The organism is Streptomyces sp. NPDC013187, assembly GCF_042899705.1.
Lineage (GTDB): Bacteria > Actinomycetota > Actinomycetes > Streptomycetales > Streptomycetaceae > Streptomyces > Streptomyces hawaiiensis_A.
This window is the reverse complement of the sequence record NZ_JBIBAF010000002.1, coordinates 586764-605281: the sequence shown is the minus strand read 5'-3', so window position 1 is coordinate 605281 and position 18518 is coordinate 586764. Positions and strand designations below refer to the sequence as shown.

16 protein-coding genes and 1 other RNA gene are annotated in these 18518 nt (G+C 71.7%); 13 read left to right on the top strand and 4 right to left on the bottom strand.

Going from position 1 to position 18518, the window contains the following annotated elements:
* The coding region (locus tag ACFY5B_RS05940) for an FHA domain-containing protein (RefSeq protein WP_389965052.1) at positions 1–974 on the bottom strand (974 nt) is incomplete at its 3' end.
* A 362-nt stretch (positions 975–1336) separates the two neighbouring features.
* On the opposite strand from ACFY5B_RS05940, the gene ACFY5B_RS05935 reads away from it, so the two are divergent.
* The 4 genes from ACFY5B_RS05935 to ACFY5B_RS05920 all read left to right on the top strand — a co-directional run bounded on the left by ACFY5B_RS05935 (position 1337) and on the right by ACFY5B_RS05920 (position 6545).
* Positions 1337–3034, top strand: a complete 1698-nt coding sequence (locus ACFY5B_RS05935; protein WP_389965050.1) for a serine/threonine-protein kinase — start codon at positions 1337–1339, stop codon at positions 3032–3034.
* 122 nt (positions 3035–3156) lie between these two features.
* Positions 3157–4404, top strand: coding sequence for a serine/threonine-protein kinase (locus ACFY5B_RS05930; protein ID WP_389965047.1), 1248 nt, complete (start codon positions 3157–3159; stop codon positions 4402–4404).
* A 58-nt stretch (positions 4405–4462) separates the two neighbouring features.
* Positions 4463–5566, top strand: coding sequence for a peptide chain release factor 2 (gene prfB / locus ACFY5B_RS05925; protein WP_031108357.1), 1104 nt, complete (start codon positions 4463–4465; stop codon positions 5564–5566).
* A 289-nt stretch (positions 5567–5855) separates the two neighbouring features.
* Positions 5856–6545 carry a hypothetical protein gene (locus tag ACFY5B_RS05920; RefSeq protein WP_389965044.1) on the top strand — a complete coding sequence of 230 codons (690 nt, stop codon included), beginning with the start codon at positions 5856–5858 and terminating at the stop codon, positions 6543–6545.
* A gap of 97 nt (positions 6546–6642) precedes the next feature.
* Here the strand turns inward: ACFY5B_RS05920 and ACFY5B_RS05915 are convergent, their stop codons facing one another.
* The gene (locus tag ACFY5B_RS05915) at positions 6643–6834 is read right to left on the bottom strand and encodes a hypothetical protein (RefSeq protein ID WP_389965041.1); all 192 of its coding nucleotides are present in this window, start codon (positions 6832–6834) and stop codon (positions 6643–6645) included.
* 256 nt (positions 6835–7090) lie between these two features.
* Between ACFY5B_RS05915 and ftsE the strand changes: the two genes are divergently transcribed.
* The 5 genes from ftsE (at position 7091) to ssrA (ending at position 10992) form a co-directional block, all read left to right on the top strand.
* The gene (ftsE, locus tag ACFY5B_RS05910) at positions 7091–7780 is read left to right on the top strand and encodes a cell division ATP-binding protein FtsE (RefSeq protein WP_003990615.1); all 690 of its coding nucleotides are present in this window, start codon (positions 7091–7093) and stop codon (positions 7778–7780) included.
* Between the two features lie 40 nt (positions 7781–7820).
* The gene (gene ftsX, locus ACFY5B_RS05905; protein WP_389965037.1) at positions 7821–8738 is read left to right on the top strand and encodes a permease-like cell division protein FtsX; all 918 of its coding nucleotides are present in this window, start codon (positions 7821–7823) and stop codon (positions 8736–8738) included.
* Between the two features lie 68 nt (positions 8739–8806).
* Positions 8807–9976 carry a S41 family peptidase gene (locus ACFY5B_RS05900; protein WP_389965034.1) on the top strand — a complete coding sequence of 390 codons (1170 nt, stop codon included), beginning with the start codon at positions 8807–8809 and terminating at the stop codon, positions 9974–9976.
* Positions 9977–10022: 46 nt separating this feature from the next.
* Positions 10023–10505, top strand: coding sequence for an SsrA-binding protein SmpB (gene smpB / locus ACFY5B_RS05895; protein ID WP_344462622.1), 483 nt, complete (start codon positions 10023–10025; stop codon positions 10503–10505).
* A gap of 99 nt (positions 10506–10604) precedes the next feature.
* Positions 10605–10992, top strand: a transfer-messenger RNA (tmRNA) gene (gene ssrA / locus ACFY5B_RS05890).
* Between the two features lie 71 nt (positions 10993–11063).
* Here ssrA and yicI read toward each other — a convergent pair.
* Both yicI and ACFY5B_RS05880 read right to left on the bottom strand, forming a co-directional pair.
* Positions 11064–13316 (bottom strand): alpha-xylosidase, encoded by a 2253-nt coding sequence (gene yicI / locus ACFY5B_RS05885; protein ID WP_389965031.1) that lies wholly within the window; start codon positions 13314–13316, stop codon positions 11064–11066.
* Between the two features lie 76 nt (positions 13317–13392).
* Positions 13393–14601, bottom strand: coding sequence for an MFS transporter (locus ACFY5B_RS05880; protein WP_389965028.1), 1209 nt, complete (start codon positions 14599–14601; stop codon positions 13393–13395).
* A 248-nt stretch (positions 14602–14849) separates the two neighbouring features.
* Between ACFY5B_RS05880 and ACFY5B_RS05875 the strand changes: the two genes are divergently transcribed.
* The 4 genes from ACFY5B_RS05875 to ACFY5B_RS05860 all read left to right on the top strand — a co-directional run bounded on the left by ACFY5B_RS05875 (position 14850) and on the right by ACFY5B_RS05860 (position 18362).
* On the top strand, positions 14850–15095 hold the full coding sequence (locus tag ACFY5B_RS05875; protein WP_053669824.1) for a hypothetical protein: 246 nt from the start codon (positions 14850–14852) through the stop codon (positions 15093–15095).
* A gap of 12 nt (positions 15096–15107) precedes the next feature.
* Positions 15108–15944: a hypothetical protein gene (locus tag ACFY5B_RS05870; protein ID WP_389965025.1), complete on the top strand. Its 837-nt coding sequence runs from the start codon at positions 15108–15110 to the stop codon at positions 15942–15944.
* A 264-nt stretch (positions 15945–16208) separates the two neighbouring features.
* The gene (locus ACFY5B_RS05865) at positions 16209–17174 is read left to right on the top strand and encodes a LysR family transcriptional regulator (RefSeq protein WP_389965022.1); all 966 of its coding nucleotides are present in this window, start codon (positions 16209–16211) and stop codon (positions 17172–17174) included.
* 384 nt (positions 17175–17558) lie between these two features.
* The gene (locus ACFY5B_RS05860) at positions 17559–18362 is read left to right on the top strand and encodes a hypothetical protein (RefSeq protein WP_389965019.1); all 804 of its coding nucleotides are present in this window, start codon (positions 17559–17561) and stop codon (positions 18360–18362) included.
* Positions 18363–18518 lie beyond the last annotated feature (156 nt).

The following is an 18518-nucleotide window of genomic DNA, read 5'->3' as shown; positions in this document are numbered from 1 at the left end:
GGCCCGGAGCCCGTGCCCCCGTTCCCGATCCGCGCTGCTTCCGGCCCGGAGCCCGTGCCCCCGTTCCCGATCCGCGCTGCTTCCGGCCCGGAGCCCGTGCCCCCGTTCCCGATCCGCGCTGCTTCCGGCCCGGAGCCCGCACCCCGGCCCTCGATCCGCGGCGCCCCGCCCTGCCCCGGCACCACTGCCGGATCAGCGGAGCCGCGCCCGGAAGCGGCCGGCGTGCCCCAGGGCGCCGAGCCGTGGGCGTGGTGCGTGGAGCCCGTGGGCCCGGCCGTTCCCGGAGTCGCCTCGCCGGGGGCGGATGCCTCCGCTGGCCCGGCCACGCGCACGTGCCCCTCCCCGTCCGGAGTCGTCTCCACCCGGGCCCCCGGCCCCCCGGCGGGAGCCAGTCGCAGGGCCGACTCGCCGATCCGCAGCAGCGCACCCGGCACGAGGGGGACCGCCCGGCCGCCCACCCGCGCGCCGCTCACCGTCGTGCCGTTCGTGGAGTCGAGGTCGGCGACCGCGACGCGGCCGTCCGCGCTCACGGTCACGACGCAGTGCAGCCGGGAGACGTCCGGGTCGTCGAGCGGTACGTCGGCGTCCGCGGAGCGGCCGATGCGGATCTCGCCGCCGTGCAGGAGATGGACACCGCCGGCGTCGGGCCCGGCGACCACCTGCAGCTGGGCCGGGGCGCCCTCCAGCTCCGGATGCGGCTCCGGCTCGCCCGGCGCGCCGACGGACAGCACGGCACCGTCGGTCAGCGGCGGCTCGCCGAGCGTGCAACGCTGGGCGTCCAGCCGCTGCTCCCCGGCGTACAGCACGGGCGTGCCCGAGCCGTCACCGCCCAAGACCGCCTGGGCGAGCGCCGACGCCACCGCGGCGAGCGCCGTACCGGCGGGTGCCGTGACCAGCACGTCGCTGCGCGGGGCGCGATCCCGCGCCGGCGCCGACGGGCCCAGCGGATCTACGACGGTCAGCCGGATCTGCATCGCCGTCAGCGGTCCCTTCTGCCCGGGCGCGGAGTCCCCCACCCCGCCCCAGCACGTCGGCCAGTACTGGCAGCATCCTCGCACCTGCCACTGACAGTGCGCCCCTCGCTCCGGAAAAGGTGATCTTGAATGGTCGGCTCTGCCCGCAAAAGTGCCTGAGAGATGACCCACAGCCGACCGCTTGAGATCACTCACGTTCCTTGCCGGCAACCACGAGACCGAGGTGAGCGTCTTTCCTTCGAACGAGTGTGAGGGCCGCTACGTAAGACCCACAGAAAGACGACACTCCGGTCCCCGGCCCCCCGGCACTACAGTGGGTCGGACAGGCCAGCAGGCAAGGCAAGCACCAGGGAGCGCATGACGTGCGGCCGGTAGGCAGCAAGTACCTGCTCGAGGAGCCGCTCGGACGCGGCGCCACGGGCACCGTCTGGCGAGCCCGCCAGCGCGAGACCGCGGGCGCCGAGGCGGCCGTGCCGGGGCAGCCCGGCGAGACCGTCGCGATCAAGGTCCTCAAGGAGGAGCTGGCCGGCGACCCGGACATCGTCATGCGGTTCCTGCGCGAGCGGTCCGTCCTGCTCCGGCTGACCCACCCGAACATCGTCCGGGTCCGCGACCTGGTCGTCGAGGGCGAGCTGCTGGCGCTGGTCATGGACCTCGTCGAGGGCCCCGACCTGCACCGCTACCTCCGCGAGAACGGGCCGTTCACCCCGGTCGGCGCGGCCCTGCTGACCGCCCAGATCGCCGACGCGCTCGCCGCCAGCCACGCCGACGGCGTCGTGCACCGCGACCTCAAGCCGGCCAACGTCCTGCTCCAGCAGTACGACGGGCGGATGCACCCGCTGCTGACCGACTTCGGCATCGCCCGCCTCGCCGACTCCCCGGGGCTGACCCGCACCCAGGAGTTCGTCGGTACGCCCGCCTACGTCGCCCCCGAGTCCGCCGAGGGCCGTCCGCAGACCTCCGCCGTCGACATCTACGGCGCCGGCATCCTGCTGTACGAGCTGGTCACCGGCCGTCCGCCGTTCTCCGGCGGCTCCGCCCTGGAAGTGCTGCACCAGCACCTGAGCGCCGAGCCGCGCCGCCCCTCCACCGTCCCCGACCCGCTGTGGACGGTCATCGAGCGCTGCCTGCGCAAGAACCCCGACGAGCGGCCCAGCGCCGTGAACCTCGCCCGCGGCCTGCGCGTCGTCGCCGAGGGCATCGGGGTGCACGCGAACTCCGCGCAGATCGCCGCCGCCGAGGGCGTCGGCATGCTCCTCGTGCCCGACCCGGCCCCCGCGCCGGTGCCGGACACGCCCGGATCGGCCGACCCGACGCAGGTCCTCCCGCAGGGCGCCGGCTCGTACGACCCGAACGCCGCGACCAGCGTCATGCCGCACACCGGCGGCCCGGCCGGCGCCGCCGACCCCACCGCCGTCATGAACCACCGGGGCGCTGCCGACCCGACCGCCGTCATGCCGCCGGTCCCGCCGGGCTCGCCCGGCCACCCCGGTCAGCAGGGCGGGCAGGGCGGCCCCGAGGACCCGCACCCCTGGCAGAACCAGCTGCGCGCGGCCCGCGACCGCAACGAGCAGACGCAGGTCCAGTACCTCGACCCGAACGAGGACCCGCTGCGCCGCCGCCCCCAGCGCCAGGTGGCCCGGCCCCAGCAGCAGCCCCCGCGCCGCCAGGCACCCCCGCCCGGGCCCGGCTACGGCCACCCGCAACAGCAGCAGCCCCAGCAGTACGCCCCGCAGCCGCAGCGGCCCCAGCCGCCGCAGCGCTACGCCCCGCCCGCGCCCCCGGCCCAGCCCCAGCAGCCACAGCGGCCCCAGCGTGAGCCCCGGCAGCCGCGGCAGCGCAGCGCCAACCCGATGCGGATCCCCGGGCTCGGCTGCCTGAAGGGCTGCCTCTTCACGATCGTCATCCTGTTCGTCGCGGGCTGGCTGATCTGGGAACTGAGCCCGCTCCAGGGGTGGATCGGCACCACCAAGGGCTACTGGGCCCAGCTCACCGACTGGTTCTCCACCGTGACCGGCTGGTTCGAGAAGCTCGGCGGGAGCGGTTCCGGCACGAACTGACCGGAACCGCCCTGCGGGGTTGGTGATTTGTCGACACCCGGCGGGTGATTTCCACCTCCCCGGTGAAGGTTGGCCTCCCGTACGCGTAGTTTTAGCGACAACACGCGTCGGTAGGAGCAGTCTTGGCACGGAAGATCGGCAGCCGGTACACCGCCCACCAGATCCTCGGGCGGGGCAGCGCCGGCACGGTGTGGCTGGGCGAGGGCCCCGAAGGACCCGTCGCCATCAAGCTGCTGCGCGAGGACCTCGCGTCCGACCAGGAACTCGTCGGACGCTTCGTCCAGGAGCGCACGGCCCTGCTCGGCCTGGACCACCCGCACGTGGTGTCGGTGCGGGACCTGGTCGTCGACGGCAACGACCTGGCGCTCGTCATGGACCTCGTCCGCGGCACGGACCTGCGCACCCGCCTGGACCGGGACCGGCGCATGGCCCCCGAGGCGGCCGTCGCCATCGCGGCCGACATCGCCGACGGACTGGCGGCCGCGCACGCCGCGGGAGTCGTGCACCGGGACGTCAAACCGGAGAACGTCCTCCTGGACATGCAGGGCCCGCTGGGCCCCGGCGGCTCCCACCGCGCGCTGCTGACCGACTTCGGCGTGGCCAAGCTCATCGACACGCCGCGCCGCACCAAGGCCACGAAGATCATCGGCACCCCGGACTACCTCGCCCCGGAGATCGTCGAGGGCCTGCCCCCACGCGCGTCCGTCGACATCTACGCGCTCGCCACGGTCCTCTACGAACTGCTGGCGGGCTTCACCCCCTTCGGCGGCGGACACCCGGGCGCGGTCCTGCGCCGGCACGTCACGGAGACGGTCGTCCCGCTGCCCGGCATCCCGGACGAGCTGTGGCAGCTGCTGGTGCAGTGCCTGGCCAAGGCCCCGGCCTCGCGGCTGCGGGCCTCGGAGCTCGGGGTCCGGCTGCGCGAGCTGCTGCCGATGCTGGCGGGCATGCCCCCGCTGGAGGTCGACGAGCCGGACACCGAGTCCGGGGAGGAGTCCGACCGCGAGGAGCAGCCCGCCGGACCGGTGCCGGCCGGGGAGCGGGTCAGGAGGCGGGGGGCGGTCCCCCTGGTGCCGGGCGCGAAGCCCACCGACTCCAACCGGGACACCCACACCTCGATGCGCGTCCCGGCCCCCGACGAGCTGGCCGGCGGGGCCCACGGCACGGCCCGGGCCCCGCGCACCGCGGGCGCCCCCCGCCCCGGCTCGGCCCGCAACCGCGCCGCCACCCGGCGCCGCCGGGTGGCCCTGGGAGCGGGCGCGGTCGCCCTCGCGGCGGCGATCGGTGTCGGAGCCTGGCTGACCACGTCGGACGACGACGGGAGCGCACCTCCCCAGGACACCCAGAACTCGGCCCCGCAGACCCCCTGAGCCGCCTGCTCAGGCCGCCCGGCGATGGCCGCCGGGCGGAGCCGTTACGCTGGAGGGCGTGGCAGTCGTCGACGTATCCGAAGAGCTCAAGTCCCTCTCCTCGACCATGGAGTCGATCGAGGCCGTTCTGGACCTCGACAAGATGAGGGCAGACATCGCCGTGCTCGAGGAGCAGGCGGCCGCGCCGTCCCTCTGGGACAACCCCGATGAGGCGCAGAAGATCACCAGCAAGCTGTCCCACCTCCAGGCCGAGGTGCGCAAGGCCGAGGCCCTGCGCGGTCGCATCGACGACCTGGGCGTCCTCTTCGAGATGGCCGAGGAGGAGGACGACCCGGACACCCGTGCCGAGGCCGAGTCCGAGCTCACCGCCGTGAAGAAGGCGCTGGACGAGATGGAGGTCCGCACCCTCCTCTCCGGCGAGTACGACTCCCGTGAGGCCCTGGTGAACATCCGCGCCGAGGCCGGTGGCGTCGACGCCGCCGACTTCGCCGAGAAGCTCCAGCGCATGTATCTGCGCTGGGCGGAGCAGCGCGGCTACAAGACCGAGATCTACGAGACGTCCTACGCGGAAGAGGCCGGCATCAAGTCGACCACCTTCGCCGTCCAGGCGCCCTACGCCTACGGCACGCTCTCCGTCGAGCAGGGCACGCACCGCCTCGTGCGCATCTCGCCCTTCGACAACCAGGGCCGGCGGCAGACCTCCTTCGCGGGCGTCGAGATCCTGCCCGTGGTCGAGCAGACCGACCACATCGAGATCGACGAGTCCGAACTGCGGGTGGACGTGTACCGCTCGTCCGGCCCCGGCGGCCAGGGCGTCAACACCACCGACTCCGCGGTGCGCCTCACCCACCTCCCCACCGGCATCGTCGTCTCCTGTCAGAACGAGCGGTCGCAGATCCAGAACAAGGCGACCGCCATGAACGTTCTCCAGGCGAAGCTGCTGGAGCGGCAGCGCCAGGAGGAGCGGGCCAAGATGGACGCCCTCAAGGACGGCGGCAGTTCCTGGGGCAACCAGATGCGTTCTTACGTCCTGCACCCGTACCAGATGGTCAAGGACCTGCGCACCGAGTTCGAGGTCGGCAACCCCGAGGCTGTGTTCAACGGCGAGATCGACGGCTTCATCGAGGCCGGAATTCGCTGGCGCAAGCAGCAGGAGAAGTAAGTTTGTCGACAAGGCAACTGCCGCCATCAGGGCGGCAGTTGCCTTTTCCGTACCCCATGTCCGGGTTTTACATCACACTCACGCCCTCAGACTCCCGGCATAGCCCCCGTAGTTGGACATGGCGGCGGTAAACGGCCTTGACGTGTTCTTGAAAAATGGGAAGGGTAAAGCGCGGCATGCGTGTCTCTGGGGCGCATGTGAACCGGGGCGCCTTCCACCGCAGTTGTCCCCGTCGAGCACAGCCCCGAGCGCTGCCTAATGACGATGAGCTACTGGGGGTAGCAACCACATGACGAAGAAGACGCGGATTCGTGTCGCGCGGATAGCCGCCGGTGCCGTGATCGCCGCCGGTGCCTCGCTGACCGCCGCCGGCGCGGCATCCGCTCTCGACCTGGGCGTGAGTGTCGGCCTCGGTGACACCAGTGTCGGTGTCGGCGTGAGCACGGGCGACGCCCCGACCGACCCGACCCCGACCGACCCCGGCATCCCCACGGACCCGAACCCGACGGACCCGGGCACGCCCACGGACCCGGGCACGCCCACGGACCCGGGTACGCCGACGGACCCCGAGCCGACGGTGGACCCCGAGCCCACCGACGAGCCGACGGAGCCGACCGAGGACCCGACGGACGCCCCGACCGACCCGGGCAACGGGAACGGCAACGGGAACGGGAACGGTAACGGGAACGGCACCGGCGGCGGCAACGGCAACGGTGGCGGCAATGGCGGCGGCAACAACGCCGACCCCGACGGCGGCACCTCGACGCAGGAGGAGGGCTCCTCCTCCCTCACCGAGATCGGCTCGGACTCCACCCCGGCCCCGCAGGCCCAGGCCCAGGGCAACGGCCAGGAGCTCGCCGAGACGGGTGCCGCGCAGACCACCTTCCTGGTGATCGGCGCCGCCACGATGATCGCCGGCGGTGTCGGCTTCCGTCTGCTGCCCCGCCTCGTGAGCGGCCGCGGCGGCGCTGCCGCCTGACGGTAGCCGCGTCCGTACGGACCGTGCGCCCAGCGCAACACCGAGGGCCCGGAGCGAACGCTCCGGGCCCTCGGCCGTGTCCTGGGGGCTTACGCCGTCACGCGGTCTGGTGTGCCAGCAGGGCCAGCGCGGCGATCAGCACCGTCAGCAGTGCGATCAGAGCCATCGGGTTCATGCCCGCGAGGAAGTTCTCCTGCTGCATCCGCTCACGGTTCGCGCGGCACACGGGGCAGCGGCCCTCGTTCACGGGGGACGCGCAGTTCGCGCACACCAGCCGGTCGTACGTCATGCGCTTGCCCTCCTTGCGCCGGTTCCACGTGTTCAACGTCCGTGGGGGCGGGAATGTTCCCCCTCCACTTTGCCAGGTTCCGTCGGCCGTCGCGCGGCTGAGCGTTTTCTGTGGTGGTACGCACAATCCGCCCGCGCCCCTCGACGCTCGGAACAAAACGGCACATCCATGGCGCAACCACGGTCGGTGACTGCGGTGCCCCACCCGGTTCGCGTATGGTCACGCTCATCTACCCCCGGCGACCCGTGGTGCATCCGTGATCCGATTCGACAACGTCTCCAAGGTCTACCCCAAGCAGACCCGCCCCGCCCTCAGGGATGTGTCCCTGGAGGTCGAGAAAGGCGAGTTCGTCTTTCTCGTGGGGTCCTCCGGCTCCGGAAAGTCCACCTTCCTGCGGCTGATCCTCCGCGAGGAGCGGTGCAGTCACGGTCAGGTGCACGTTCTGGGCAAGGACCTCGCCCGCCTCTCCAACTGGAAGGTCCCGCAGATGCGGCGCCAGCTGGGGACGGTGTTCCAGGACTTCCGCCTGCTGCCGAACAAGACGGTCGGCGAGAACGTCGCCTTCGCGCAGGAGGTCATCGGCAAGTCGCGCGGCGAGATCCGCAAGTCCGTGCCGCAGGTGCTCGACCTCGTCGGGCTCGGCGGCAAGGAGGACCGGATGCCCGGCGAGCTGTCCGGTGGTGAGCAGCAGCGCGTCGCCATCGCGCGGGCCTTCGTCAACCGCCCCAAGCTGCTCATCGCCGACGAGCCCACAGGCAACCTCGACCCGCAGACGTCCGTCGGCATCATGAAGCTGCTCGACCGCATCAACCGGACGGGCACGACCGTGGTGATGGCCACGCACGACCAGAACATCGTGGACCAGATGCGCAAGCGCGTCATCGAACTGGAGAAGGGCCGCCTCGTCCGCGACCAGGCCCGCGGTGTCTACGGCTACCAGCACTGATACCGCACCCGAGATCCACGGAAAGGCATAACCAGTCGCCATGCGCGCCCAGTTCGTCCTGTCGGAGATCGGTGTCGGTCTCCGCCGCAACCTGACGATGACCTTCGCGGTCGTCGTCTCCGTCGCCCTGTCGCTCGCCCTGTTCGGCGGGTCGCTCCTGATGAGCGACCAGGTCAACACCATGAAGGGCTACTGGTACGACAAGGTCAACGTCTCGATCTTCCTCTGCAACAAGAGCGATGCCGAGTCGGACCCGAACTGCGCCAAGGGCGCGGTGACCGACGACCAGAAGAAGCAGATCAAGGCCGACCTCGACAAGATGGACGTCGTCCAGGCGGTCACGTACGAGTCGCAGGACCAGGCGTACAAGCACTACAAGGAGCAGTTCGGCGACTCCCCGCTCGCCAGCTCCCTCACGCCGGACCAGATGCAGGAGTCGTACCGCATCAAGCTGAAGGACCCGGAGAAGTACCAGGTCATCGCCACCGCCTTCAACGGCCGGGACGGCGTGCAGTCCGTACAGGACCAAAAGGGCATTCTGGACAATCTGTTCAAGCTGCTGAACGGCATGAACTGGGCCGCCCGCGCGGTGATGGCGCTGATGCTGGTCGTCGCGCTGATGCTGATCGTCAACACCGTGCGCGTCTCGGCGTTCAGCCGCCGACGTGAGACCGGCATCATGCGGCTGGTCGGCGCCTCCGGCTTCTACATCCAGGCGCCGTTCATCATGGAGGCCGCGGTCGCCGGACTCATCGGCGGCACCCTCGCGTGCGGATTCCTGCTGCTCGCCCGGTACTTCCTCATCGACCACGGACTCGCCCTGGCCGACCAGCTGACACTGATCAACTTCATCGGCTGGGACGCCGTCCTCACCAAGCTGCCGCTCATCCTCGCGACGAGCCTCCTGATGCCCGCGTTGGCCGCGTTCTTCGCGCTGCGCAAGTACTTGAAGGTGTGACGCATGCCAAGAGGGGCCGTACGGTCAACCGACCGTGCGGCCCTTCCGCTTGTCCTAGACTCACCGGCATGTCAGGTCGTGACCCGTTCTGTCAGCCCCGTCACATCCGTCGCGGGGCCGCCCTGACGTTGGTGTTCACGAGCGTGCTCGTCGCCGGTGCGGCCACCGGGGCGCTGCCCCAGGGTCAGGGGAAGTCCGCGCCGCAGGAGGTCCGTTCGGCGGGTTCGGCCGCACACCACGCGGATGTCGCCCGGGCCGCCGAGGAGGCCATGGCCGACGGCACGTCCCCGATCCAGGCCGCGAAGCGCGCGGTCAGCCGCAGCGGGGACCGCTGGGGCGCCGTCTACTCCCCGGGCGAGTACGAGGAGTTCGAGGAGTCCCTGGACGGCCAGTACACCGGCGTCGGCCTGTGGGCCCGCAGCGAGCGGGACGGCCGTATCGAGGTGACGAGGGTGCGCGCCGGGTCGCCCGCCGCCACCGCAGGGATCCGTCCTGGAGACCTGCTGCGCACCGTCGACGGACAGAAGACCGACGGCCGGCCCGTCACCGAGGTCGTCTCCTTACTGCGCGGCGACGCCACCGACGCCCCCGCTGGCACCACCGTCCGTCTCGGTCTGGAGCGCGACGGTCGCGCGTGGACCGAAACCGTGCGCCGGGCCCAGCTGTCCACGGACTCGGTCACCGTCCGGGAACTCGCGGGCCGCGTCACCGTCATCAAGGTCGACACCTTCACCAAGGGCTCCGGCCGCCAGGTCCGCGAAGCCGTCCGCCGGACCCCGCCCCGCGCCGGGATCGTCCTCGACCTGCGCGGCAACTCCGGAGGCCTGGTCACCGAGGCCGTGACCGCCGCATCCGCCTTCCTCGACGGCGGCCTGGTCGCCACCTACGACGTCGACGGCGAGCAGCGCGCCCTGCACGCCGAGTCCGGCGGGGACACCACGAGACCGCTGGTCGCGCTCGTGGACGGCGGGACGATGAGCGCGGCCGAGCTGCTCACCGGTGCGGTGCAGGACCGCGGACGGGCGCTCGTCGTGGGCTCCCGCACCTTCGGCAAGGGCTCGGTCCAGATGCCCAGCCGGCTGCCCGACGGCTCCGTCGCGGAGCTGACCGTCGGGCACTACCGCACCCCCTCCGGCCGCGGGGTCGACGGCCGGGGCATCACGCCCGACCTGGAGACCGGCGAGGACGCCCTCCAGCGGGCCGGCACCGTACTGCGCGGCCTCGAGAGCTCCTCGTAATCGACTTTCCGCAGGGCCCCTCCGTAGTGCGAAAATGGTCGGCACTATGGCTAAGGAAAAAGGGCGCAAGCTGATCGCGCAGAACAAGAAGGCGCGGCACGACTACCTCATCATCGACACCTACGAGGCCGGCCTGGTCCTCACCGGGACCGAGGTGAAGTCCCTGCGCCAGGGACGGGCGTCGCTGGTCGACGGCTTCGTGCAGCTGGACCAGCACGAGGCGTGGCTGTACAACGTGCACGTGCCGGAGTACAGCCAGGGCACGTGGACCAACCACAGCGCCCGGCGCAAGCGGAAGCTGCTGCTGCACCGCGCGGAGATCGACAAGCTGGCGTCGAAGACGAGCGAGACGGGCCACACCATCGTGCCCCTGGCGCTGTACTTCAAGGACGGCCGGGCCAAGGTCGAGATCGCGCTGGCGAAGGGCAAGAAGGAGTACGACAAGCGTCAGGCGCTGCGGGAGAAGCAGGACCGCCGGGAGACCGACCGTGCGATCGCGGCCGTGAAGCGGAGGCAGCGCGGGGCGTAGGGAATACGCTGGCACCGACCTGCGTTGGTCACGTACGATGGTGCCTGCACCCCACAGCGGGTGCGCGCCCCTCCCCGGAGGGGATTGTCAACACAACATGGGGATGATCGGTTTCGACAGCGGCTGTCGAAGCAGGGGAAGCGTGTCGAGGAAGCGGCAATGATCTCGTAAACCATATGTCGCAAAAAATAATCGCCAATACCAAGCGCGATTCCCAGTCCTTCGCCCTCGCTGCCTAATAAGCAGTGACTGAAGGACCCTAATGGGTGTCAGCCCGGGAGTGTTCCCGACCCGGATCCTGGCATAAGCTAGGGAACTAAACCATCGAGCCCGGTCACGGGGTTCGATGGGAAATCAAACAGTGACTGGGCCCGTCGGCGACTTGTTCGCGTGATCGCCGGGGCCGAGAAAATCGCAGCGGACTGCACACGGAGAAGCCCTGATTCTGCACCGTTGGACGCGGGTTCGATTCCCGCCATCTCCACTCATCCCATGTGGGCAAAGGCCCCGCCGCTTCCAAGCGGCGGGGCCTTTGTCATGGGGTCGTCCAGTTCGTGATCACCGGTCGAGTTCCAGGGTCAGGGAGCCCGTGCCGGGCGGGGCCTGGACCTCGCGGTCGCCTGCGGCCAGGCTCCAGGCGGCTGCCGGGGTGGCGCACGTCGCCCGCAGGGTGTTCCCCTCACGGGTGACCGTGAAGATCACGTCCCCGACCGGCACCGTCACCTCGTCGCCGGGCCGTAGACCGTACGCCCGCAGGGTCACCCCGTCGGCGTGGTCGTAGTCCGGGCGGTCGTCCCGCGCCCCGACCGGGATCACCGCGCCGGGCCGGACCAGCAGCGGCGCGCTCAGGAAGCCGTGCCGCTCGCGCACCCAGCGCGGGCCCGTCACCGTCTCGCCGGTCAGGAAGTGGGTCCAGGTGCCCTCCGGGACGTAGTACGTGACCTCGCCCTCGTCGCTGAACACCGGGGCGACCAGCAGATCGGGGCCGAGCATGTACTGCCGTTCCAGATGGGTGCACCCCGGGTCGTCCGGGAACTCCAGCACCATGGCCCGCATCACGGGCAGGCCCTCGGTGTGGGCCGTGCGGGCCGTCTCGTACAGGTAGGGCATGAGGCGGAGTTTCAGCCGGGTGAAGTGGCGGGCCACGTCGACCGACTCCTCGTCGAACTGCCAGGGGACCCGGTACGACCGGCTGCCGTGCAGTCGGCTGTGCGAGGAGAGCAGACCGAAGGCCAGCCAGCGCTTGAACAGCGCGGGTGTGGGGGTGCCCTCGAAGCCGCCGATGTCATGGCTCCAGAAGCCGAAGCCCGACAGGCCGAGGGACAGCCCGCCGCGCAGCGACTCCGCCATCGACTCGTACGTCGCCTCGCAGTCGCCGCCCCAGTGCACGGGGAACTGCTGGCTCCCCGCCGTCGCCGAACGGGCGAAGACAACGGCCTCCTGCTCACCGCGGTGCTTGCGCAGCACCTCGAAGACCGTGCGGTTGTACAGGTACGTGTAGTAGTTGTGCATCCGCTCCGGGTCCGAGCCGTCGGACCAGACCACGTCGAGGGGCACCCGCTCGCCGAAGTCGGTCTTGAAGCAGTCGACGCCCTGCGCGAGCAGCGCCTCCAGCTTGGCGGCGTACCAGTCGCGGGCGGCCGGTGACGTGAAGTCGACCAGGGCCATGCCGGGCTGCCACATGTCCCACTGCCAGACGCCGCCGTCCGGTCGCCTCAGCAGGTGCCCGAGCGCCCTGCCCTCGTCGAACAGCGGGGAGCGCTGGGCGATGTACGGGTTGATCCAGACGGAGACACGCAGGTCACGGGCTTTCAGCCGGGCCAGCATGCCCTCCGGGTCGGGGAAGACCCGCGGGTCCCACCTAAAGTCGCACCAGTGGTACTCCCGCATCCAGAAGCAGTCGAAGTGGAAGACGGACAGCGGCAGTTCGCGCTCCCGCATGCCCTCGATGAAGGACGTCACCGTCTCCTCGTCGTACGAGGTGGTGAACGACGTCGACAGCCACAGGCCGAACGACCAGGCGGGCGGCAGGGCCGGGCGGCCGGTCAGGGCCGTGTACCTGCGCAGGATGTCCTTCGGGGTGGGGCCGTGGATGACGTAGTACGTCAGCTCCTGGGTCTCCGCGCTGAACTGCACCCGGGAGACCACCTCCGAGGCGACCTCGAAGGACACCCGGCCCGGGTGGTCGACGAAGACGCCGTAGCCGGCGTCCGTGAGGTAGAACGGCACGTTCTTGTAGGCCTGTTCGCTGCACGTGCCGCCGTCGGCCTGCCAGATGTCGACGACCTGCCCGTTCTTCACCAGCGGGCCGAAGCGCTCCCCGAGGCCGTAGACGGACGTGCCGACCGTCAGGACCAGTTGTTCGCGCAGGTGGTGCGCGCCGGAGGCGTCCCGCATGAGGCCCGCGTTCTTGTGGCCGCTGCGGGTGAGGGTACGGCCGCGCGCGAGGAATTCGACCTGCCACGGACCGCCCCGGGCAACCCGGACCGACAGGTCGCCGGAGGTCAGCGTCGCGTGCTCGTCGCCGTACGAGATCTCCGCGGTGGTGTCCGACGTCGTGAGCTCGAACTCGGGGTCCGGGGGCGGCCCGCCGGTGAAGTGCGTCAGGGTCACGCCGATGACGTCCGGCATGGGGGAGTGCGCCCTGACGGTGAACACCGGGCCGGTCATCAGGTCGCCGCGGGAGCGGATGGGCCGGGTCGGCGCGTGGATCTCCAGGGCGCCGTCCGCCTCGGTGACGTCGAGGGCCTCGGCCGGGTGGGCCGCGGTGACGCCCTCGCGCAGGAGCCAGTAGCCGTCGGTGAACTTCATGTGAGCGTCCCTACTCTCCCGGCACCCGTTGTCGAAGCGCTTCGACGATCGAACGTAAGCGGGAGGCGTGAGGGCGTCAATGGGGCGTGAGGATCTTGGTGAAGCGATTCGAAGCAGTGGGCAGCGACAAGACCAGGGTCATGGCCGCCGCCGTCACCGGGATCGCGTAACCCGCCGTCGGGGAGAGGTGCTCCACCATCCAGCCGCCGAGCGCGCTGCCCCAGGCGATGCCGCCGAGCAGGCCGGTCACCGCGAGGCTCATGCCCTCGTTCAGGCGGCCCTCGGGAGTGCGCTCCTGGACCAGCGACATGGTCGTGACCATCGTCGGGGCCGTCGCCATCCCGGCGACCAGCAGCGCGGCCGCCAGCAGGAGGAGCGAACCGGTGAGGGCCGCGGCCAGCAGGGGCAGGGTCAGCAGTGCGGCCATCGCGGCCACGCACCGGGGCAACCGGGCCGCGGCCGGGCCGGTGGGCTTCACGGCGCCGTACAGCAGGCCCGCCGCACAGGAGCCCGCGGCCTGGAGCGCGAGCACGGCACCGGCCACCGACTGCCGCCCCTGCGCGTCGGCGAAGGCCAGGGTGACGACCTCCGTCGCGCCGAAGACGCCACCCATCGCCAGGCAGACCGCGAGCAGCGGAGGGATCCCGGGGGCGCGCAGGGGCGCCTTGCCGGGTATGTGCGCGCGGACCGGGGGCTCCGTCGCGCGCCGGGTCGTGAACAGGACCATGCCGGTCAGCAGCAGCACCGCGCCGGCCAACGTGCCGGCCTCGGGGAAGAACGTCCCGCACAGGAAGGCCGCGAGCACCGGCCCCAGCATGAAGCACAGCTCGTCCGCCGCCTGCTCGAAGGAGTTGGCGGTGTGCAGCGCCTTCGGGTCACCGGCCAGCAGATGCGCCCAGCGGGCCCGGGACATGCCGCCGGTGTTGGGGGTCGTGGCGGTGGCGGCGTAGGAGGCGAACAGGGTCCAGTCGGGGGCGTCGTGGCGCACGCACAGCAGCAGGGAGAGCGAGCCCAGGACGGCGATCACCGTGGCGGGCAGGGCCACCCTGGCCTGGCCGTGCCGGTCGACGAGCCGCGCGACCCACGGCGCGACCAGTGCGGTCGCCGCGAGTCCCGCCGCGGTGACGGCACCGGCGAGGGCGTACGAGCCCCGGGTTCCGGCGATCATCACGACCGCGCTGACACTGAACATGCCCATCGGCAGGCGGGCGATGAGGTTCCCGGCGGTGAACGCGCGGGCGCCCGGCAGGCGGAACAGGCGGCGGTACGGGGAGAGTCGGGGCATGCGTCCACCGTCGCCCGGGGACGATCAAGAGGTCCAACACCTGTTCGGCGCACACTCACGCACCTGGGTTGTGAATCACCGGTGCGAGGCCGAAAGATCATGGCGAGGAACGTTCGCTCCCTGTTCTTCATACAGAGATATGGAGATTACTGATGCTCCTCATAGCGCATGGAAAAGATGCTCATTCGGGAAATTCCTTCACTCGTTTGCCGCGCATCCGCGGAAGTAGGCCGACGGTTAGTCGAGACATGACCGAGGCGACCAGGAAAGACGGCTGGGCGGTAACGCTCGGCCCGTACACCTACATTCCCGCTCCAGCGCACTCGTCGGCGACAGTCAACGGGACGCTCACCAAAGGCGGTTGCCCGGTCACGCTGCAGGTGACCGAGGCGGTGCTGCGCGACTTCATCGACGCCATGAGCACGCTGGAGAAGGATCTTGCCCGGCGGTGGATCAGTGCGACGGATTGGCCTGCTTTCGCGCTCGCGGAATAAGCGGGGCGCGCCGTGCACGACAAAGTTGAGGGCACCGGCCGGCACCGGGCTCCGGCCCGCGATTTCATCACACCCCTGACACCCCCGGACCCGACCTGGGACCCCGCTGAGGAACTCGCGTTCATCCTCGAGGAAGCACTCGGTGAGCAGGCGAGGGTCCCCGCCCCCCGTGACGAGGACCTGCCCCCCGCCGCGGCCCCGGCCCCGGCCCCCGCGCCCGTGACCCACATGCGGCGCCTCCAGGACATCACCGAGGAACTGCCGCCCGTGCGGGAGGTTCCGAGACGGCACCGCAAGGTCCGGGCCCGCAAGGCCGCGGGCGTGCTCCGCACCACGAGCCTCCTCGTCGCGGCGCTGGCCGCCGTCATCGCTTCCGCGGTGAGCCTCCTGAGCGGCGTCGTCGCCTACGACCCGCTGCGTCTGGTCGCCGTGTCCCCGGCGGCGCGGGGGCTGCGCACCTGGTGGCCCCTGCTGGTGTACGGGCCGTGGCTGGTGGGCTCCCTGTCCGTCCTGAGGGCCGCGCTGCACCAGCGCCGTGCCGTGCACTCCTGGTGCGTGGTCCTGGTCTTCTCGTCCATCGCCGTGCTGCTGTGCGTCGTCCAGGCGCCCCGGACGATCCTCGGCATCGCGGCGGCGGCCCTGCCCGGCCTCGCGGCCCTGGCGTGCTTCCAGCAGGTCGTCCGCCAGATCACCCTGACCAGGCCGCCGATGCGGTCGGTGCCGCGTCACAGGGTGGGCCAGGCTCCGCCCGCGGCGGGCGCGGAAGGGCGGACGGGGCCGGAAGCCCCAGGGGCAGCGGACCCCGGGAGGGGGCAGGGCGGCACCCCCCAAGGGAACATCGGCACCTGAGCGGGCCGGTGGCCCGGGCACCGCTGCGTGTGGCGGGTGTCCTGCGGCCCGGGCACCGCTGCGTGTGGCGGGTGTCCCGCGGCCCGGGCACCGCTGCGTGCGGCGGGTGTCCTGGGGCCCCGGCACACCCGCGTGTCGCCGGTGCCGCCTGTGCCCCCACCCCCTGCCACCCCCGCCTGCCACCGGTCCCCCCCCGCAACCCCGGTGCCCCGGCGACCCGGCACCCCCGCCTGCCCGGCCCGTGGGGCGCTGTAGGTTCACCGCATGTCCGCCCACCTCGACCCTCGCCTGCTGCGTGGCTTCGTCACCGTTGCCGAGGAGTTGCACTTCACGCGTGCCGCGGTGCGGTTGCACGTGGCTCAGCAGGCGCTCAGCCGGGACGTGCGGCGGCTGGAGCGGGAGTTGGGTGCCGAGTTGTTCGTGCGGACCACCCGGCAGGTGACGCTCACCCCCGAAGGGGAGCGGCTGTTGCCGTACGCCCGCCGGGTGCTCCGGGCCCAGGACGAGCTGCTCGCCGCATTCGGCCAGGCCCGGCCGCTGCTGGTCGACCTCAATTCCCCCGGCCTGGTCACACCGCGCCGCGTCCTGCACGAGGCGCGTGAACTCGCCCGCCGGCACGAGCTGATGGCCCGTTACGAGAGCGGCCTGACCGGAGCCGCCAATGAACTGCTCGCGGGCCGGCTGGACGCGTCGTTCGGACGGTTCGCCGGACTGGCCCCGGCGCTGCGGGCCGGACTCGACCACCAGCCCGTGCGCTTCGAGCCGATGGCGGTCGTACTGCCCGAGGACCACCGGCTCGCCGCCCGGGAGTCCGTGCCGCTGGCCGAGCTGGCCGGTGAGAGCGTCTACGCGGGCGCCGGCAATCCGCGCACGCCCGAGTGGACCGGCCTCGCGCGCCTGCTGTTCGAGGGCCGGAACATCGAGATCGCGCCACCCGCGCCGCTGGCCGTCGGAGACGAGGAGTTCCAGCGGATCATGGCCAGAACACGCAACCCGATCCTGGCCGTGGTGGACTTCCCCGCCCTGCCGTCGACGGTGGTGCGGCCCCTGGTCGACCCGGTCCCGCTGTCCCCCGTCTCCCTGGTGTGGCGCAAGGGCCTGACCCACCCCGCGTTCGACGCGCTGCGGCGGGCGGCGGCCCGGCTCGCCGCCGAGGAGGGGTGGCTGCGGCGGCCCACCGGAGGGTGGATTCCGGCCGGTGACGATGTCCTCATGACGTCTCACGACTGACACGATTCGACACCCGCGCTCACACACAACCTCCCCGTGCGCTACATTCAACGCCTGAGCACGGTGTGGTAATAGGGGTGCGTTCGGACGGGTGGGGGCCCGGTCCGACGGCGGGTGCTCAGGTCGTCAAGCGCACCTGAACCATCCCGTGGGGGGAAGTGCGTGCGCGTGAAAGAGTGGCGAGAAGACGCCCAACCCGAGTGGCCCGAGGCCGCTACAACTACCGGGGAACTCCCGTCGGACGGAAGAGTCCGGAACCGGAGAGCCACGCAGGTCCTCCCCGGTCATGACGTCCGGACGACCGGCCACCGGCTGCCCGCCGGGACGGAGGTACTGGCCGGCATTCCCCGCCAGAGCGACGGTGAGGACGCTTCGTTCGCCACGGTGAGCCGGACCTCGGTCCGCGACCCCTGGCAGGAGCAGGAGGAAGCCGGCCCGTCGGAGCACGCCGGCGACACGGACGGGCAGACCCACGATCCGCACGAGGTCACCGTCCAGCTCGACGCCGTGCAGCTCGGGGACGGCTTCCTGCGCCGGGCCGAGGAAGGCACGGGCGCCGAGGCGCCCGCGGACCGGCCCGTCTTCGTCGACGAGTCCGGCCGCCGCAGCCGCCGCTACCGCCGGATCGGCATGGCCGTCGCCGTGGCCTGCGGGGTCTACGCCATCGTCATCGTCGCCACGCTGATGTCGGGCAACTCCAACGCCCCCTGGCTGCCCGTACCGACCAGGGAGGACAACCCGCCGGCCGGGCAGGAGGTCGACAGCCCGCCGCTGACCGCCGAGTCGGCACCGCCCGGAGACACCGCGGAGACCGGCGTCACCGCGCCCGAGAGCACCCCGGCGACCGGCGACGCCACCGCGCCCGCGCCCGGCCCCAGCGCCGCCGCGCCCGACACCGGCGTCGACCCCGGCACGCGCCCCGGCGCCTCCGCCGAGCCCTCGCCGGCCGCGACCCGGACCACCCCGAAACCGGGCACCAAGGCCACCGACCCCGCCCCGACCGAACCGGCGGACCCGCCGACCACACCGGTCACCGACCCGACACCCACGGGCGAGGCCACACCGCAGCCCACCGAGACGACGGGCACCGGTGGCGACGGCGGCACCGTCGCAGAAGGGCCGGCCGAGCCGCAGCCCGTCGCGGAGGCCCCGGCCGAACCGCAGCCGGCCGAGACACCCGCCGCCTAGACCGCGTCGCCGTCCGGGTCGCGTCGTCGCCTGAACCGCGTCGCCGTCCGGGTCGCGTCGCACGTGCGGCGCCCGCCGCTCCGGGCGCCGCACCACCGCTTCCGGCCGGGCGCACCTCTCCCACCGGATCCCGCCGGCCCGGAGGACCCGAGTCCT

Bases quoted from the DNA above. Each gene is read 5' to 3' on its own strand.
- ACFY5B_RS05920 (WP_389965044.1), top strand. From the start codon at position 5,856: ATGACGAAGAAGACGCGGATTCGTGTCGCGCGGATAGCCGCCGGTGCC.
- ACFY5B_RS05915 (WP_389965041.1), bottom strand. From the start codon at position 6,834: ATGACGTACGACCGGCTGGTGTGCGCGAACTGCGCGTCCCCCGTGAAC.
- ftsX (WP_389965037.1), top strand. From the start codon at position 7,821: ATGCGCGCCCAGTTCGTCCTGTCGGAGATCGGTGTCGGTCTCCGCCGC.
- ACFY5B_RS05900 (WP_389965034.1), top strand. From the start codon at position 8,807: ATGTCAGGTCGTGACCCGTTCTGTCAGCCCCGTCACATCCGTCGCGGG.
- smpB (WP_344462622.1), top strand. From the start codon at position 10,023: ATGGCTAAGGAAAAAGGGCGCAAGCTGATCGCGCAGAACAAGAAGGCG.
- yicI (WP_389965031.1), bottom strand. From the start codon at position 13,316: ATGAAGTTCACCGACGGCTACTGGCTCCTGCGCGAGGGCGTCACCGCG.
- ACFY5B_RS05880 (WP_389965028.1), bottom strand. From the start codon at position 14,601: ATGCCCCGACTCTCCCCGTACCGCCGCCTGTTCCGCCTGCCGGGCGCC.
- ACFY5B_RS05875 (WP_053669824.1), top strand. From the start codon at position 14,850: ATGACCGAGGCGACCAGGAAAGACGGCTGGGCGGTAACGCTCGGCCCG.
- ACFY5B_RS05865 (WP_389965022.1), top strand. From the start codon at position 16,209: ATGTCCGCCCACCTCGACCCTCGCCTGCTGCGTGGCTTCGTCACCGTT.